General features: G+C 51.1%; 15 protein-coding genes. 10 read left to right on the top strand and 5 right to left on the bottom strand.

Features of this window, described 5'->3' with window-relative positions:
- Positions 1-23: 23 nt before the first annotated feature.
- Positions 24-350 carry a YnfA family protein gene (locus B0D95_RS14285; protein ID WP_078044527.1) on the bottom strand — a complete coding sequence of 109 codons (327 nt, stop codon included), beginning with the start codon at positions 348-350 and terminating at the stop codon, positions 24-26.
- Between the two features lie 208 nt (positions 351-558).
- On the opposite strand from B0D95_RS14285, the gene B0D95_RS14280 reads away from it, so the two are divergent.
- The 5 genes from B0D95_RS14280 (at position 559) to B0D95_RS14260 (ending at position 4999) form a co-directional block, all read left to right on the top strand.
- Positions 559-903 carry a metalloregulator ArsR/SmtB family transcription factor gene (locus B0D95_RS14280; RefSeq protein WP_078045770.1) on the top strand — a complete coding sequence of 115 codons (345 nt, stop codon included), beginning with the start codon at positions 559-561 and terminating at the stop codon, positions 901-903.
- A gap of 24 nt (positions 904-927) precedes the next feature.
- On the top strand, positions 928-1935 hold the full coding sequence (locus tag B0D95_RS14275) for an ArsJ-associated glyceraldehyde-3-phosphate dehydrogenase (RefSeq protein WP_078044526.1): 1008 nt from the start codon (positions 928-930) through the stop codon (positions 1933-1935).
- 78 nt (positions 1936-2013) lie between these two features.
- On the top strand, positions 2014-3228 hold the full coding sequence (gene arsJ / locus B0D95_RS14270; RefSeq protein WP_078044525.1) for an organoarsenical effux MFS transporter ArsJ: 1215 nt from the start codon (positions 2014-2016) through the stop codon (positions 3226-3228).
- Positions 3229-3249: 21 nt separating this feature from the next.
- The gene (locus tag B0D95_RS14265) at positions 3250-3705 is read left to right on the top strand and encodes a potassium channel family protein (protein WP_078044524.1); all 456 of its coding nucleotides are present in this window, start codon (positions 3250-3252) and stop codon (positions 3703-3705) included.
- 19 nt (positions 3706-3724) lie between these two features.
- Positions 3725-4999: a hypothetical protein gene (locus B0D95_RS14260; RefSeq protein WP_078044523.1), complete on the top strand. Its 1275-nt coding sequence runs from the start codon at positions 3725-3727 to the stop codon at positions 4997-4999.
- A gap of 342 nt (positions 5000-5341) precedes the next feature.
- On the opposite strand, the gene B0D95_RS14255 is transcribed toward B0D95_RS14260, so the two are convergent.
- Positions 5342-5725 (bottom strand): GreA/GreB family elongation factor, encoded by a 384-nt coding sequence (locus B0D95_RS14255; protein ID WP_078044522.1) that lies wholly within the window; start codon positions 5723-5725, stop codon positions 5342-5344.
- A gap of 262 nt (positions 5726-5987) precedes the next feature.
- Positions 5988-8510, bottom strand: a complete 2523-nt coding sequence (locus B0D95_RS14250; protein ID WP_078044521.1) for a cation-translocating P-type ATPase — start codon at positions 8508-8510, stop codon at positions 5988-5990.
- Positions 8511-8657: 147 nt separating this feature from the next.
- Here B0D95_RS14250 and B0D95_RS14245 point away from each other — a divergent pair, with 147 nt between their 5' ends.
- From B0D95_RS14245 to B0D95_RS14230, 4 genes are all read left to right on the top strand, one after another.
- Entirely contained in the window at positions 8658-9029 is a 372-nt protein-coding gene (locus tag B0D95_RS14245; protein WP_078044520.1) for a hypothetical protein, read from the top strand.
- 78 nt (positions 9030-9107) lie between these two features.
- Positions 9108-10373: a TolC family protein gene (locus B0D95_RS14240; protein WP_246841612.1), complete on the top strand. Its 1266-nt coding sequence runs from the start codon at positions 9108-9110 to the stop codon at positions 10371-10373.
- Positions 10370-11329: an efflux RND transporter periplasmic adaptor subunit gene (locus tag B0D95_RS14235; protein ID WP_078044518.1), complete on the top strand. Its 960-nt coding sequence runs from the start codon at positions 10370-10372 to the stop codon at positions 11327-11329. The genes B0D95_RS14240 and B0D95_RS14235 overlap by 4 nt, the downstream gene beginning before the upstream one ends.
- Positions 11330-11340: 11 nt before the next feature.
- Positions 11341-14421, top strand: coding sequence for an efflux RND transporter permease subunit (locus B0D95_RS14230; RefSeq protein WP_078044517.1), 3081 nt, complete (start codon positions 11341-11343; stop codon positions 14419-14421).
- A gap of 320 nt (positions 14422-14741) precedes the next feature.
- On the opposite strand, the gene B0D95_RS14225 is transcribed toward B0D95_RS14230, so the two are convergent.
- A complete protein-coding gene (locus B0D95_RS14225; protein ID WP_078044516.1) occupies positions 14742-15482 on the bottom strand; it encodes a hypothetical protein in 741 nt (246 codons plus the stop codon).
- A gap of 372 nt (positions 15483-15854) precedes the next feature.
- Here B0D95_RS14225 and B0D95_RS14220 point away from each other — a divergent pair, with 372 nt between their 5' ends.
- Positions 15855-16478 (top strand): cation transporter, encoded by a 624-nt coding sequence (locus B0D95_RS14220; protein WP_078044515.1) that lies wholly within the window; start codon positions 15855-15857, stop codon positions 16476-16478.
- A gap of 78 nt (positions 16479-16556) precedes the next feature.
- Here the strand turns inward: B0D95_RS14220 and B0D95_RS14215 are convergent, their stop codons facing one another.
- The gene (locus tag B0D95_RS14215; protein WP_078044514.1) at positions 16557-17645 is read right to left on the bottom strand and encodes an SGNH/GDSL hydrolase family protein; all 1089 of its coding nucleotides are present in this window, start codon (positions 17643-17645) and stop codon (positions 16557-16559) included.
- Between the last annotated feature and the right edge of the window lie 68 nt (positions 17646-17713).

The following is a 17713-nucleotide window of genomic DNA, read 5'->3' as shown; positions in this document are numbered from 1 at the left end:
TGTATCGCCGCGCGACTTTTCCGCTATTCACCGCGCCAGCCCATCACAATAATCGCCATACCCAGCAGTGCCACACTGGCGCCTGCCCAATCGTAAACCGAGAGTTTTATTCCATCCACATAGCGCAACCATACCAACGCAGTTGCCACATAAACGCCACCATAAGCTGCATATACGCGGCCGCTGGCGGCCGGGTGCAAGGTGAGTAGCCACACAAACAGCGCGAGGCTCGCCGCGGCGGGAATTAACAATAAAATTGACCCGCCTTTGCGCAGCCACAGGTAAGGTAAAAAACAACCGATAATTTCGGCCAGTGCAGTGGCAATAAACAATAGTGACGTTTTGACCATAAGTGCCCTATAGCATTCGTGTAGTGGTGGGGTTGCATAAACATCTCGCATCATCCTGCGGTGAGCAGCCGAACACTCCTCAGGTAATTTCCAATGCCATTTTATCGCACGCCATTATAGGTTGGATTGCACTGCTACTTGTATAAATATACGGATTTTCATATATTTGATTTTTCATATATATCCCGATCAGTTAAAAACATCACCCATGGCCAATTTTACTCCCGATTCATTCTGTAAAACCCTCGCCGACCCTACGCGCGCGCGCATTGCACTGCTAGTCACACGCGAGAAAGAGTTATGCGTGTGCGAACTCACCTGCGCGCTCGATGAAATCCAACCCAAAATTTCCCGCCACTTGGCACTGCTGCGCGAATCCGGCTTGCTCGCAGATCGCCGCCAGGGGCAATGGGTGTATTACCGCTTGCATCCCGAATTACCCACATGGGTTACCAAAATCTTGAAGGCCATGCTCGATGCCAACCAGGAGTGGTTGCACGAAAATCACCAGCGCTTGTGTGCAATGGAAGACCGGCCGAATCCTTGTTGTTAACTATTTATTTTTGTGAGAAAGACAGTGAAAAAAATCAAAGTTGGTATCAATGGTTTTGGCCGCATCGGTCGCCTGGCATTGCGCGCGAGCTGGCAGTGGCCGGAATTTGAATTTGTGCAGATTAATGATCCAGCCGGAGATGCCGCCACCTTTGCGCACTTACTGAAATTCGATTCAGTACAGGGCCCATGGTCGCCAGATACCAGTGCGGATGACAATGCCATTTATATCGACGGCAAACGCATTGCATTCAGTCGCAACAAAACAATTGCGGAAACCGATTGGAGCGGTTGCGATCTGGTGATTGAAGCCAGCGGAAAAATGCGCGAGACAAGATTGTTGCAGGCCTATTTGGATCAGGGGGTAAAACGTGTCGTGGTGAGCGCGCCGGTAAAAGAAGCGGGCGTACTAAATGTGGTGATGGGTGTTAATCAGCATTTATTTGATCCAGCAATACATCGCATAGTCACGGCGGCCTCTTGCACGACTAACTGTTTGGCACCGGTGGTGAAAGTGATCCATGAAAAGTTGGGGATCAAGCACGGTGCTATTACCACCATTCACGATTTAACCAATACCCAATCCATACTCGATCAGCCGCACAAAGATTTGCGTCGCGCGCGCGCCTCCCATTCCAATTTAATTCCCACCAGCACTGGTTCGGCGACTGCGATTGCGGAAATTTTTCCCGAATTGCGGGGCAAACTCAATGGCCATGCGGTACGCGTTCCGCTGGCGACAGGTTCGCTAACCGATTGTGTATTTGAAGTTGAGCGTACCACCACAGTTGATGAAGTGAATGCACTGCTACAAACCGCGAGTGAAACTTATCTGAAAGATATTCTGGGCTACGAAACTCGCCCTTTAGTTTCCAGCGATTTTTGTGGCAATCCGCTGTCATCGATTGTCGATGCACTTTCCACTATGGTGGTCAACGGCACTCTGGTAAAAATTTACGCTTGGTATGACAACGAGTGGGGCTATGCAAATCGCACGGTAGAGTTGGCAAAATTGGTTAGTCTGGATAAATAAATTTATTGTTTGCGATGAGGTCGCGTGTTGGGCATCGCTGCGCTCAGCACCAACCTACGGAGCACATTGTGAGTTAGCATGAATCAATCATCGGCAATAAAACAATACGCCATCGTCACCGGCAATTATTGGGCATTTACGCTCACCGACGGCGCGTTGCGTATGTTGGTGGTACTGCACTTTCATCAACTCGGTTACAGCCCGTTGCAAATTGCGGCACTGTTTTTGTTCTATGAGATTTTCGGGATAGTCACTAATTTATTCGGTGGTTATCTGGGCGCGCGGGTTGGTTTGAATCGCACAATGAATATCGGATTGGCGTTGCAAGTCATTGCGCTTGCACTGCTCGCCGTACCCACTCACTGGCTCAGTGTACCGCTGGTGATGGGCGCGCAAGCGTTATCTGGTATCGCCAAAGATCTAAATAAAATGAGCGCCAAAAGTGCGATTAAATTATTGGTACCGGGTGATCAACAGGGACGGTTATTTAAATGGATTGCGCTACTCACCGGATCTAAAAATGCACTTAAAGGTGTAGGTTTTTTTCTCGGCGGCATACTGCTTGCGCTATTGAGCTTTAAAGGCGCAGTATTGGTGATGGCAGCGGCGCTTGCCTTGGTATGGATTACCAGTGTGATCTTACTCAAACAGGATTTAGGCAAAGCTAAAAATAAACCCAAATTTAATGAGATTTTTTCCAAAAGCCGTGCGATTAACAGTTTGTCTGCCGCGCGCTTATTTTTGTTTGGCGCACGCGATATTTGGTTTGTGGTCGCCCTGCCAGTGTTTTTAAGCAGTCAATTGCAATGGAGTTTTTGGCAAACCGGCGGATTTCTGGCCAGTTGGGTTATTGGCTATGGCATAGTGCAATCCATAGCGCCATTTTTGTTGCGCATTAAAACCACTGCTGCACCTACCGGCAGTTCCGCATTAATCTGGGCGATGGTATTGGCTCTAGTGACGGCGGGTTTAGCAATAGCTTTATCGAGCCACTTGCCCACAACAACCGTATTAATGAGTGGTTTGATTTTATTCGGCATTGTGTTTGCGATTAATTCATCGCTACATTCCTATTTGATCGTCAGTTATGCCAAAGACGATGGCGTCTCGCTGGATGTCGGTTTTTATTATATGGCGAATGCCATGGGGCGATTGATAGGTACCATCTTATCTGGCTACTTGTATCAACAGGGCGGCTTGTCGCTGTGTTTGTGGGGCAGTGCGATTTTTCTGCTAGTGGTAGTCGTAATCTCGACTGCTCTACCCAAAGCAATCGTATCGACAGCCACTTAAATAAATTACGGGCGTTTAACTATGCTGATCTCGCTGGCCATTAACTTTGTTGTAGTAGCTGTGTGCGTATTGCTTCATTTTGAAGCAATCAACATTCTCACCAATACCTTATTTAAACCCAAAGCCTCTCCACGTATTCGTATTTTATTGAGCTTCTTTGCCTGTTTCTTGGCGCATCTGCTGGAAGTGTTGATTTTCGCTCTTGCTTATTATGTTTACATGCAAGTGGGTGGATTCGGCCAGCTGGTTGGTGGCGATCTGGATGGTCACGGCCTATTTGGTACACCCAGTACCAGCTTGATCGATTGTATTTATTTTTCACTCACCTGCTATACCTCGCTGGGGTTTGGCGATTTGGCACCAACCGGCTGGCTGCGCTTTCTCGCCGGGATTGAGGCACTTATCGGATTGTTGTTAATTGCCTGGACCGCGTCGTTTATGTATTTGGAAATGCAGAAACATTGGAAAGTAAAATAATAGAGGGCGGTAAAATAAAATGAAGAATAAAAAATCCTGCAGTACCGATTGCAATTCTGCCGCCGATTTATTAAATCGTACCTGTTTTTGCAAAACCCTGAAGCGCGAGGAATTATTGGCGAGTTTGCAGGCGCAGTCATTGCCTGTCGAAGTATTACAGCACTTCGAGCAATTATTTTCCCATACCGCAGTATTTATATCCCCTGTGCAATGGCAGCAACTACAGTTGCTGGTTCAAACTGTAATGCGTGTTACGGCCTTGCCTGCTTATCAACAGGCGGTATTGAGCAGGGCGCCAGCCATCGCCCACACAGTATCACCCGTTTCCGGTGTGTTTATGGGGTTTGATTTTCATTTGAATGAAGACGGGCCGCATATTATCGAAATCAATACCAATGCCGGTGGTGCTTTTTTAAATGCGATATTGCTCAGCGCACAAACCGCTTGTTGCAATGCAGCGGGTGATTTTCCGCAGTTGCTGCAACCGCAAGTGGAAGCAGAATTTGTGGCCATGTTTAGACGCGAATGGCAATTGGCACGCGGCGATCAAATACTGCGTTGCATCGCATTGGTGGATGAAAACCCCAGCGCCCAATTTCTCTATCCGGAGTTTTTATTAGCGCAGGGTGTGTTTGAACGGGCGGGTATTAAAACCTTGATTGTCGATCCACGAGAACTTGACGTTGTTGATGGAAAGTTATGCTATCAACAGCAAGTAATTGATCTGGTTTATAACCGCCTCACGGATTTTTCCCTTACTCAACCAGGTAATTCCGTATTGCGCTACGCCTATGAAAATAATCTCATAGTGCTGACACCCAACCCTTATCATCATGCACTCTATGCTGACAAACGCAATTTAGCCTTGCTCAGTGATGAAACAAAACTTAACGAATTGGGCGTAAGTAATGAGGATATAAAAACCTTACTTGTCGGTATTCCCCGCACCCAATTAATCAGTGCCGATAATGCCGAACTCTTGTGGCAAGAGCGAAAACAGCTATTTTTTAAGCCTGCTGCTGGTTATGGCAGCAAAGCCACTTATCGCGGTGACAAAATTACCAAACGAGTATGGGATGAAATCCTGCAAGGCGATTATGTTGCCCAACGCCAAATCCCACCGAGCGAACGCGGAATATTAGTGGATGAGCAGGAGGTTGCGCTAAAGATGGATGTTCGTGCTTATGTATACAACAGCGAAATTCAATTATTAGCGGCGCGTTTGTATCAAGGCCAGACTACCAATTTTCGCACACAGGGAGGAGGATTTGCGCCGGTCTTTGTGGCGGAGTGAGATAAGGTTTGCGGTAAAAAGGCGCACTCGGTATGGAGTGCGCAAAATGGCTGTACTCACTTAAAACCCTGAATCGATTAGCTGCCCAGTATTGATTTGCTGGCACGCTTATCTTTTTTATCGCGTCGTTTATCTTTGAGTGATTTTTGCGGTTCTTTTTTTGCTTTTTCTTTAGACATAACTTGTGCTCCTGATTAACAAAACTTCTGCTAATAGTGCCGCCAGTGTATTTGCAGAATGTGCGTTGAGTATTTATTTCGCTATAGCCTCAGCTACAGTGAGCGGCAAGGTTTAACATGCATAAGCCTGTACTCCTCTATTGCGTGATCATCAGTGTGAACATTAGTCTTCAATTCGAATGATCCGGAATATCGTTGTCCGGCAGAAAATTTTTATGTCTATTACATCTCCGGCCATGCGGCCAATCAGTTGTCGCCCTAGCGGTGAGAAGCAGGAAATAAAGCCATTTTCGGGGTTGCTGTCGCGCGGGTTGGTTAATACCAGCGTGATAATTTCTTTTTCCTGGGCATCAAATAAGGTCACTTTATTGCCGATAGTAATACGGCGAGGAAGGATTCCCTTGTTTGCAGCGCCCTGCTCCAGGGTGTCAAATAAGGTTGATAACTCCATGGGGTTCAGACTCATGCTCCAGGGGAGTTGCAAATAATGCTGACGTGCACAATCGGTCAGCTGTTTTTTCAAACGATTGAAGTATTGAGTGGACAATGTATTTCTCCAGCACAATGAAATAGCGACTTAAAACACCGCGCCGTGTTTTAAGTGAATAGCGCAAAATTGGGATATAAATAGGAAAAACAGGCGAGCGAGCTAATCGCTCGATTAGCGGGGAAAGGCGAGAGAAACTCTTTTAAGAATGAAACGCAGCAAAGAAAACATAATGGTGTTTTTTTAACAAGTGATCAGCGATGAAAATCCATCATAGCCACAATAAAAATTAAGTCAACACGGCAAAATTTTCAAACAGCGGTTATGCCGTTTTTCTTTTTTTAAACCACATGACTTTTATGCCTTCCAGTAATAGCAAACTTACTAGCGCAAGTGACGCACAAATCATAACCTCATTGAGATGAAAACTGCCAAAACTGAATAATTGTTGCGCCGGTGGCCAACTGACGGCGATGGCGAGGGTAATGCTGACCGCGCTGAGCAGAATCCACAGCGAGCGATTGGGGCGTAAAAAAGCGCTGGCGAGCGAGGCGCGGAAAGAGCGGTTAATTAAGATCAGCCCCATGTTGAACAGCACCAGTGCGCCGAATACCAGCGCGCGCAGATCGTTTTCCGGCATGTCCAGGTAGGCGCCGCCGATGAGTAGCCCGGCGAGTAAGGCCAGGGCGACCAACCCTTGTGTGACTGCCCAGCCAATGCGTTCGCCCACCAGCAGTGGTGTTTGCGGGTCGCGCGGTGGGCGGGTCATGACATCCTCCTCTTCCTGTTCGGCTTCAAAGACTACCGAGCAGGCAGGGTCTATCACCATTTCCAGGAAGGCGATGTGGATCGGGGTGAGGATCAGGGGTAGGCCCATCAGCAGCGGCAGTATGGCGAGGCCGGCAATGGGGATGTGCACTGCCACGATAAATTCGATGGCTTTGCGCAGGTTGTCGTAAATGCGGCGCCCGAGGCGGATGGTTTTGACAATCGAGCCGAAGTCATCGTCGAGCAGCACGATGGAAGAGGCTTCGCGCGCCACGTCGGTGCCGCGCCCACCCATGGCGATGCCGATGTGGGCGGCTTTGATGGCCGGTGCATCGTTAACGCCATCGCCGGTCATGGCAACTATATCGCCATTGCTTTTCAGGCACTGCACCAGCCGCAGTTTCTGTTGCGGGCGGATGCGCGCAAAAATCGAGGTGGTTTTGACCCGCTCGGCCAGTTGGATATCGCTGAGCTGCTCCAGTTCATCGCCGACCAGCACATCGCTCGGCGGCAGGCCTGCTTGTCGTGCTATGGCGCTGGCGGTAGTGGGATAGTCGCCGGTGATCATTACCACCCGGATACCGGCGGATTGGCATTCGGCCACGGCAGCGGGGACTGTGTCGCGCAGGGGGTCGGCAAAGGCCAGCAGGCCCAGGTAGTCAAAGTGCAGTACGGTAGGCGATTCCGGCAGCTCGCCGGTGGGCACAGGCGCCTGAGCGACCGCCAGTACGCGCATCCCCTGCTGCGCGAGTTGATTGGCCTGGGTGGTGAGTTCAGCCAGCCGTGGCGGCGGCAAGTGGCAGAGTTGTGCGATGGCTTCAAGTGCGCCTTTTGTATAGGCGCGGGGTTCCGGTTCGCCCTTGCAGTGGAGGATATTGGTGGTGGCAAACAATTCGGGGCGCAGGCCGTAAGCGCGCAGCCGTTGTGCTTGTTGGAATCTATCCAGCCGGGCGTGATGTTGGGCTAGTCGCTGCACGGCCAGATCCATGGGGTCACTCGGCATGGCGTGACAGGCGAGCAAGGCCGCCTCAAGCAACTGGCTGTCGGCATCGCCCAGCGGCTGTTGGTCGTTGACAAGCCAGGGTTGATTGCCGCTCACCAGCGCCATGAGGGTCATACGGTTTTGGGTGAGTGTGCCGGTTTTATCGGTGCAGAGCACGGTGGTCGCGCCCAGGGTTTCAATCGCCGCTGCCCGGCGGGTGAGCACTCGCGCCTGGGATATACGCCAGGCGCCCATCGCCATAAATACCGCCATGACCAGCGGGAATTCTTCCGGCAGCAGCGACATACCAATCGCGATCCCGCCCAGAATCGCTTCCAGCCAGGAGCCGCGCAGCAGGCCGTAAAGCACCACAACCAGCAGTGCGGCTATGGCGCCGAGGATTGCAAAATCCCGTACCAGCCAGCGCAGTTGTTGCTGCAGGTGTGCCTGTTCGGTGTCGATACTGCTGAGCGCATGGCCGATGTGCCCCATCTCGGTATCCAGCCCTATGGCGCTGACCTGGGCGATGCCCGTGCCGCGCACTACCAGCGTACCGGCATACATACGCTGCTGGTCGCTATTGTCCTTGGTGTGCGTCGTTTCATCCGGGGCGGTTTTTGTTACCGCGACCGATTCGCCGGTCAGCAGCGACTCGTCCACCAGCAGGTCATGGGCGCTGAGCAGGTGAGAGTCGGCCGCTACCCGATCGCCCTCATTCACCACAATCAGGTCGCCGCGCACCACTTCTGTACCGGCGATAGTCAGCCGCTCACCGCTGCGTATCACCTGCGCGCGCGGGCTGGCCAGATCGCGCAAGCTCTCCAGCACCCGCTCGCTGCGCGACTCCTGAATCAGGGTTATGCTCACGGAAATAGAGGCAAAAACCAGCAACAGCAAGGCTTCGGTGGTATCGCCCAGCAACCAGTAAATCACTCCGCCGCCAATCAATAGCGAGAACATAGGCTCGCGCAGCACATCCAACAGAATGCGCAGCAGGTGGCGCTGATTGGGCTTGGGCAACTGGTTGGGCCCCTCCGCTTTCAGGCGCTTGGCGGCTTCCTCATGGCTCAACCCGTTGCGATCATCCGGGGTCATCACACGCACTCCTGCTGGTTATCGATTAATCAACCATAGTTGGCTATGGTCCCGGCGTCTATTGATGTGGATCAGGCGAAGGGGATTGTTTGCCGATTCACCCATAGCCCGTTATGCTTAGCTCACTCTTCACGGCGACTGGTTCCCATGTCCAAACCTTCCCATCAATTTGCCTTTGTGGCGCTGCTTCTCTGGTTGCTTGCCAACTGGGGCGGTGCTTATGGGCATTTGTGTTTTGATGGGCAGGAGCCGCCGCTCTCTATTCATTTGCAGTTGCAGCATATGGATGAGCTGGAGCATCACCCGGATGAGGTGCATCAGGACAGGGATGTGGATGTATTGCAGTCAGTGCTCGCCAAACTGAGCAAGATTGATCTGAATGTCATACTGCTGGCGGTGCTGTCGCTGCTACTGTTCATTCCGCCGCCGCAAGTCTTTACCCACCGCGCTGTCGCGTTTATTCCCACCCGTTTCCCCCACCTACGGCCACCACTACGGGCGCCACCCTTCACTGCCTGATTATTTTTCCGCTTAACTGCAATCGCAGTTTTGGTTGATAACCTGCGTCTATAAGGCGCAAACATGGCAGGAATTGTTATGAAAATCCTTTTATCGGCACTGGTACTGGTTACCTGTGCTGCCTGTGCCTCTGCGCAGGATGAGATCACCCTTGGGCAGGCCTTAAGGGCCAGCCTGCAGCACAACCCGCAACTAACGAGTTATAAGATTCGCCGCGCTGAACTGGCGGGCGAGCAAACAACCGCCGCCCTGCGGCCCCAGACTCACCTTCAATTGGACGCAGAAAACCTTGCCGGCTCCGGCGATTTTAAGGGGGTGGATGGGGCGGAACTCACGTTATCCTTCGCATCCATTATTGAGTTGGGTGGCCAGCGTGATGCCCGGTTGGGCCTGGTCACGGCACGTCAGCAAGCGCTGGCTAGCGAGCAGCGGGTAGCCGTATTGGATCTGGTCGCGGCGGTGAATTATCGCTTTGTCGCCCTGTTGGCAGCGCAGGAGCAGTTGCAACTGGAGCAGCAGGCGGAACAGCTTGCGCAGGGTTTGGTGGATAGCCTGACCAGACGGGTACAACTGGGTAGCACCCCACAGGCAGAGCTAATGCGCGCCCGCGCTGTGCTGGCGCGCACGGCAATCGCCCTGGAAAAAGCCCGGCAGCAGGTGCATGAACAGGCCTTGTTGCTCAGCGCTTACTGGGGCGATCCCAGCCCGGACTTCACCCGCGCCCGCGGTGATTTGTGGGCACTTGCTAACCTTGAACCCCTTGCCCACTGGCAATCCCGCCTGGCGCAGAACCCTGATTTGGCGCTTCTGGCTGACGCCACTCGCCTGCGGGTCGCCGAAGGGCGCAAGGCGGAAAGTGAAGGCCGCCTGGCACTGGGGTGGAATGCAGGCATTCGCCAATTGCAGGAGAGTAACGACACCGCTCTGGTGGTAGGGCTAAGCCTGCCTCTGGCCAGTGGCCAGCGCGCCAGCGGGGCGATACAAACTGCCCGCGCCGCGCAGGATGCCGCCCAACTTGCCGAAGATAGCACCAAACTGCAGCTGGAAACTCGCCTGCAACAAACCTGGAGTGCTCATCAACAAGCCCTGAGCGAAACCACGCGTCTGCGCGACAGCATACTGCCGCTGTTACAGGAGGCCAGCCGCGCCACGGCCAACGCCTTTGAGCAGGGGCGCTATAGCTCCCTTGAACTGGCCATGGCCCAGCGTGAATTGCTGGAAACCCGCGCCCAACTGATCGGTGCCGCCCTGCGCGCCCATGAAACCCGCATTGAACTGGAACGCCTGACTGCCGCTGCGCAATCGACCGTCACACCAGCGACCGAACCTGAGGTAACACCATGAAACTCCTGATAAATAGTTTGTTTTTGACCCTGTGCCTTAGCGGCCCGGTGTTGGCTCATGACGATAAAGACCATGGGCATAAGGATGAACCTGACCACGAACAAGGCCACGACCATGGCGATGCCGCGCACGACGAGCGAACCCATGTAGAGATCAGCCGCGAATTGGCAGACAAAACCGCTATATCCAGCGTTATCGCCGCCGAAGGAGTATTGCAGCAACGCATCAAACTCTACGGCACATTAGTGGTGGACCCCCTGCGCCTTAGCCATATCCAGGCGCGCTACCCCGGCTTGATCCGCAAGGTAAACCCCAGCATTGGCACGCGCGTTAAGGCGGGCGAGCTACTGGCGACGGTGGAATCCAACGAGAGCCTGCGCGAATACCCGCTGCTCTCGCCCATTGAGGGCACAGTAGTTGAGCGCCATGCCAACGCCGGCGAGTTCAGCGGCGACAAGGTGCTCTTCAGTATTCTCGATGAGCGCGTGTTAGAGCTGCATTTGCAGGCGTTCCCTGCCGATGCCAGCAAGATCAAGGCTGGACAATCGATTCTGGTAGCAGCCGATGGCCAGCAGGCGCAGACCCATATCGAGTACATCACCCCGCGCTTTGGCGATACGCCCACGCTGGAAGTCCATGCCCCGGTGGATAACAGTGCCGGGCACTGGGTGCCCAATCAGGCGGTGGAGGGCTGGATCACGCTGGCGGAAACCCAGGTGCCACTTCGGGTGGATAACCGTGCCCTGCAAACCTTTGAGGGCAAACCGGGCGTGTTTGTGAAAGAGGCACTTACCGCGGGGTATCGCTATGAGTTCCACCCCTTGACCCTGGGCCGCAGCGATGGCCTGTACACCGAAGTACTTGCCGGGCTCAGTGCAGGCGACGAATACGCGTTGGATAACGCCTACATCCTCAAGGCCGACCTGGAGAAATCCGGTGCCGCCCATGAACACTAGGAGTTGTCGCCATGATTGATGCAATCCTGCACACCGCTATTGCGCGGCGCTGGCTGGTGCTGACCAGTGTTCTGGCACTGGTCGCCCTGGGTCTATGGAATTACCAGCGGCTGCCGATTGATGCGGTGCCCGACATCACCAATGTCCAGGTGCAAATCAACACCGAAGCACCGGGCTACTCGCCACTGGAAACTGAACAGCGCATCACCTACCCGGTGGAAACTGCGCTCGCCGGGCTACCCAAGCTTGCCTACACCCGCTCGCTGTCCCGCTACGGCTTGTCGCAAGTCACGGTGGTATTTGCGGAAGGCACGGATATTTATTTTGCGCGCAATTTAATTAACGAGCGCCTCGGTCAAATTAAATCCGCACTGCCTGCCACTATCGAACCGGTCATGGGCCCCATCGCCACCGGACTGGGGGAAATTTTTACCTACACCGTCAGCGCACAAGATCCTGAACAATTTGATGCCATGGCACTCCGGGAAATTCAGGATTGGATAATCCGCCCGCAATTAATGCAGGTTAAGGGGGTGGTGGAAATTAACGCGATTGGCGGTTACACGCGGCAATACCACATCACCCCCGACCCGGTGAAATTATTGCAATGGCAACTTGGCTTTGAAGATCTGGTCTCGGCAATCAAGGCCAATAACAACAATCGCGGCGCGGGCTATATCGAGCGCAATGGCCAGCAATTACTGGTGCGCACCGAGGGACAATTACGCCACATTGAGGATATTGAAAATCTCATTGTCAGCCACAGCACCGGCGTGCCTGTTCGCGTGCGCGATTTAGCGCAAGTGGCGATAGGCAAAGAATTACGCACCGGTGCCGCCACGCAAAATGGTAACGAAACCGTGTTGGGGACAGCGATGATGTTGATGGGCGAAAACTCGCGCACCGTCGCGCGCGCATTGGCCGTTAAGTTGGATGAAATTAATCGCTCACTGCCGCAAGGTGTTACTGCCACCGCAGTGTATGACCGCACACAACTGGTGGATAAAACCATCGCTACTGTGCAAAAAAATCTGCTCGAAGGTGCGCTGCTGGTCATCGCCGTTTTATTTTTATTGCTCGGCAATTTGCGCGCGGCACTGATCACGGCGGCAGTCATTCCCATTGCCATGTTGATGACCATTACCGGCATGGTGGAGGCGGGAGTATCCGCCAATTTAATGAGCTTGGGCGCCCTGGATTTTGGTTTGATTGTGGACGGTGCCGTGATTATTGTGGAGAACTGCATTCGTCGGCTGGGCGAAGCACAGCGCTCGGGTAGCCTCAGCCTAAAAGAGCGATTGCAACTCGCCTATGAGGCCACTGCCGAAGTAATCCGCCCGAGTTTATTTGGTGTCGGCATTATCACTCTGGTGTACCTGCCTATTTTTACGCTCACCGGTGTGGAAGGAAAAATGTTTCACCCTATGGCCATTACCGTGGTCATTGCACTCACCTCGGCGCTGTTGTTATCCCTGACATTTGTACCGGCAGCCATTGCCCTGTTGATGAATGGAAAAATTGCCGAGCACGAAAACCGGGTAATGCGCTGGGCCAAAGCCGGTTATCAACCGCTGTTAATTGCCGCGTTAAAACACAAGGCAATTATTCTGGGCACATCGCTGCTGCTGGTATTGGTGTGCCTGTGGTTATCCACACGTTTGGGATCGGAATTTATTCCGCAGCTCGACGAAGGCGACATAGCCCTGCACGCCATGCGCATTCCCGGTACCGGGCTTGAGCAATCGGTTGCCATGCAAAAAGTGTTGGAAGAACGCATTCGCGAATTTTCCGAAGTGGATAAGGTCTTCGCCAAAATCGGCACGCCCGATGTGGCCACCGACCCCATGCCGCCCTCAGTAGCAGATTTATTCGTAATCTTAAAACCGCGCAACCAATGGCCCAACCCCAAACGTCCGAAACAAGATTTGGTAGAAGCCATGGAAAAATCGGTGAGTGAAATTCCCGGTAACAATTATGAATTCACCCAACCCATTCAAATGCGGTTTAACGAACTGATTTCCGGTGTGCGTTCAGACCTGGGCATAAAAGTGATTGGCGATGACCTGGAACAATTGCAACAATCTGCTGCAGCTATTCTACAGCTCGTGCAAAAAATTCCCGGCGCCGCTGATGCGCGCATGGAGCAAGTCAGCGGCTTGCCCGTACTCACCATTACCCCTAATCGCCGCCAGTTGGCAGCCTATGGGTTAACGGTGGACCAGGTGCAGGATTTTGTCGCCACTGCTATTGCCGGTGAAACCGCCGGATTGATGTATGAAGGCGATCGCCGCTTTGAAATCGTGGTGCGCCTGCCGGAAAATTTGCGCACCGATTTGCTCGCACTGGAACGCTTGCCCGTGCCTATTAAAATCTCCCCCGGGTTTGTACCGCTCAATGAAATCGCGAGTATTGAATTGGCGCCTGCACCCAATCAAATCAGTCGTGAAAACGGCAAGCGCTTGGTGATTGTCACTGCCAATGTGCGCGGTCGCGATTTGGGTTCGTTTGTGAATGAAGTGCAAACCCAAATCAATGCGCAGATAAAATTGCCCACCGGTTACTGGCTGGATTATGGCGGCACCTTTGAGCAACTTGAGTCCGCGAGTAAACGGCTGGCAGTTGTGGTTCCCCTCACACTGCTGATGGTGATCGCCTTATTGGTTATGGCATTTGGCTCACTCAAAGATGCGCTGATTATTTTTACCGGCGTGCCGCTCGCACTCACTGGCGGCGTACTCGCCCTGTGGCTGCGCGATATGCCCTTGTCCATGTCTGCCGGTGTCGGCTTTATTGCGCTCTCGGGGATTGCGGTATTAAATGGCTTGGTCATGCTCGCGTTTATTCGCCAGCTCTACCACGAATCCGGCGATTTAATCAGCGCTATTACCGAAGGCGCACTCACGCGCTTGCGCCCGGTACTCATGACCGCACTGGTTGCCAGCTTAGGTTTTGTACCAATGGCATTTAATATCGGCATAGGTGCAGAAGTGCAGCGCCCATTAGCGACAGTAGTGATCGGTGGGATTATTTCATCGACGTTGCTAACGTTGTTTGTATTACCAACACTTTATCAACTGATAAATAAAAGATAAAAAAGATGTAACGGAGATAAATCTCCGTTACATCTTTTATTTACATCCGAACTAAAAAGCAAAAGCAATCCGACTTTTTAGGATATACTTTTTTGCCTGTTCTATAATGGATAAAATATTTTACAAAGATCCATTTTTTACCAATGGGAGCCGGAAAAGGTGGCTTCTTCATAAACTAAACTCCTAGGGCTCCTTGACACCATTGCAGTCAAAGTCCATTATAGGACGCCTGCTTGACTTTCATGGCCCTCCTTTGGATAGCCCCTAAGCACCCATGGAGGATTTTAAAAACCGAAGAAGTTGCAGCTTCTTCGGTTTTTTTATTCTGAAAATAATTTTTTACTTACTTTTCTGAGCATTGCCTCAACAATTAACAAATCTTCTTCTTCATTAATATCTATAGATGAGTTCATGCCAGGACCAGTTATTTGTACCTTAAATCCACCTCCCACAGGAGTTTGAGGATTGACTTGCATTCCTACCAAGTCAGAATCCATTTTTTCATCTTTCATGTTACTGCTATTAATTTCGCTTTCGATGCCATCCTCAAATTTTTCCTCGAAATCATTTGTGCTGCCTTTAGATGCAGAAGAAAATGAGTTAGCAAAATCAATAGATTCCTTTAAAATTTTTATAAATTTATTCGCCGTCTCCTCAGTGAAATTATATTCCCTTATCAATTCATATCTAAGTGCAGGGTCAGATGGCAAATTACCCTGATATTTTGTAAGGACTGTTGAAAACAGTTTTGGGGTTCTTAACCATTTATTTGCTAACTGAGACTTTTCTTCATCATATGGTGTAAATCTAAATCTTTTTATATCTTCCGAAATTACATCTTTTCGATGGGGAGCTTTTAGCAATAACCCATACATGCGCAATGTCCCTAATACTGTTGCTGCTTGTCCGTTGCTAGAGTTCGAATACCCTAGATGTTGCGCCATAATATCGGGGGCAACAGGATGAATACCTTCTTTTTCTAGTAAAATCAACATCTTATCTAAAGCCCAAGACAAGGAAAATCTTGGTGAATTTGGCGTCTTTATGGTAATTACAGCCATGTTGCCTCCAGTTACGGCTTGATTTCGGGTAAAAGATACATCTAAGACAAAAAATGATCAAGAGACATAAGAAAAAATATTCGAATAATTTATAGTAAATTACTAAATAAACTAAAATATTTAATAAAATCAATATCTTGAAAAACGAATGAAACAAAAATTAATAATGGTTTTATTGGTAAAATAACGAAATATGGAATGTTCAATCACCCATTTGTCTAATTTTTAAGCAGATGGGCTCGTAAAATAGTGACGCAGACTAATTTAGTGTATTGGCATCCTTTTAAAAATTTTAATTCGCTACCTGCTATACGATGACGCTTGGATTTAGTCGAGTCATGTACACCAGTTTTGCTTTTATTAGGAGTTTCCATGAGCGGCCATTGCTGTAATCACGACCACAATCATCAACCATCCAATTTGCCCGATCCCAACTACCGTCGCATTCTCTGGATTGCATTGATCGTAAATGCACTGATGTTTGTGGTGGAAATTGTGTTTGGTGTTGCATCCAACTCTGTGTCACTGCTCGCGGATTCTATCGACTTCCTTGGCGATGCAGCCAATTATGGTATTAGCCTGTGGGTGCTGGCGCTCAGTGTACAAATACGCGCAAAAGCCTCGCTGGTGAAAGCCGGATTTATGGCCACGTTTGGCATTGGTATTTTGATTCATGCCGTGTGGAATCTAATTACAGGCGTATTGCCTGACGCGCAAACCATGAGCCTTATCGGGTTGCTGGCGTTGGCTGCCAATGTGGGCGTGGCAGTATTGCTTTACGCCTATCGCAATGGCGATAGCAACATGCGCAGTGTGTGGTTGTGTTCGCGCAATGATGCGTTAGGAAATGTTGCGGTGATTATTGCCGCTATCGGTGTGTTTGGCACCGGCACGGCATGGCCGGATTTAATTGTCGCGGTGATTATGGCCTCACTGGCATTGAGCGCAGCCTGGCAGGTAACAAAACAGGCGCGACAGGAATTAAATCACGCGTAATAAAAAATGGATGGCGACTAACCTTCGCCATCCATTTTTTCAATGCCAATAGAATGCCAATAAAGAATGGCTAAAACATTACCATTTCAGATCGGTTGTTAATTGTTGTACCAGCGCCTTACCCATGCGTTGGTTGGTGATTTTATTCGGGTGCCAATCGCAGCCTAAACCATCGGTGGGTTCAATTTTGCCTAGGTCAATCACTTTCACATTACGCGATACTAGCGAACCTAAAATGGTTTTTTGCGATTCGCGTTGTACACCGCCCAGCATAGGGCTAAGAATTAAATACACCGGTTTGTTGGCATAGTCTGCTTGCACCATGCCGATCAAGGTTTTCATTCCCGCGCGATAGTCATCGCTTACCGAACCTTCCCAATAATCATTGGTGCCTATGGTGATTAATATCGCATCGGGCTGATATTGACTGGCATCCCAACGGCTGTTGGCATCGTCGGCAAGGGTGCGTTGGTAACGCACTAAAATGCTCGGGTTAACCGGTGTTTTTTCGCCATAAGAACGCCATGCGCCAATACCCGACCAGGCAATTGCGTGCAAGTCTGCGTTTAATTCATTGGCTGCCAGCGCTGCATAGGTTAATTGTTGGTTACTGGTGTGGGCTTCGTAATGGCAGCTTTGATCCGCACCTTCCACGCCATAACCGGCGGTGATCGAATCGCCAATCACCAGCAAACGTCGCGGCGCAGCAGCGGGCGCGGGCAATAATTTTCCATCGACGATGGGATCGCCCAGCAAGCTAGTCACCAACGCAAAGGACTCGGTTAAACGGGTGAGGCGCACTGTGTGTTCGCCCTTGGTTAATCCGCTGGCCAGGGTATAGGTTGCTTCACCATTTTTTACCCACAAATCCTGCACGGCACCATCTACGTCAACCTGAAAGCGAACATCACCTGTACTGCCTAATGCGATGGAGGCACTGGTGCCACTAAAGCGAAACTCCACGGCAGAGCCCGGCCAGGTAAATTGTGCTTTGCCCTGGGTGCTGGTATCAAACCGGCCAATCAAGCGCAGCTGTTCGCCGGTAAAACCCTGCGCCGTCACCGCAGCGGCACTGCCGGATTCACCTGTGGCCTTGTGGTTGGTTGGTTGGTGATTACACGCGGAAAGCGCGATAACGGATGAAAGCAGTAAGACAGATTTCCACATAGATGCCTCAAATTTGTTGATGATAGACCTGTAGATTTATTGTGGCAGGCAAAAGCGGCGATGCTCGC

The organism is Cellvibrio sp. PSBB023, assembly GCF_002007605.1.
In the GTDB taxonomy this organism is placed as follows: Bacteria; Pseudomonadota; Gammaproteobacteria; order Pseudomonadales; family Cellvibrionaceae; genus Cellvibrio.
Note: the sequence above shows the minus strand (reverse complement) of the source record. Positions and strands in the feature narration are given on the sequence as shown.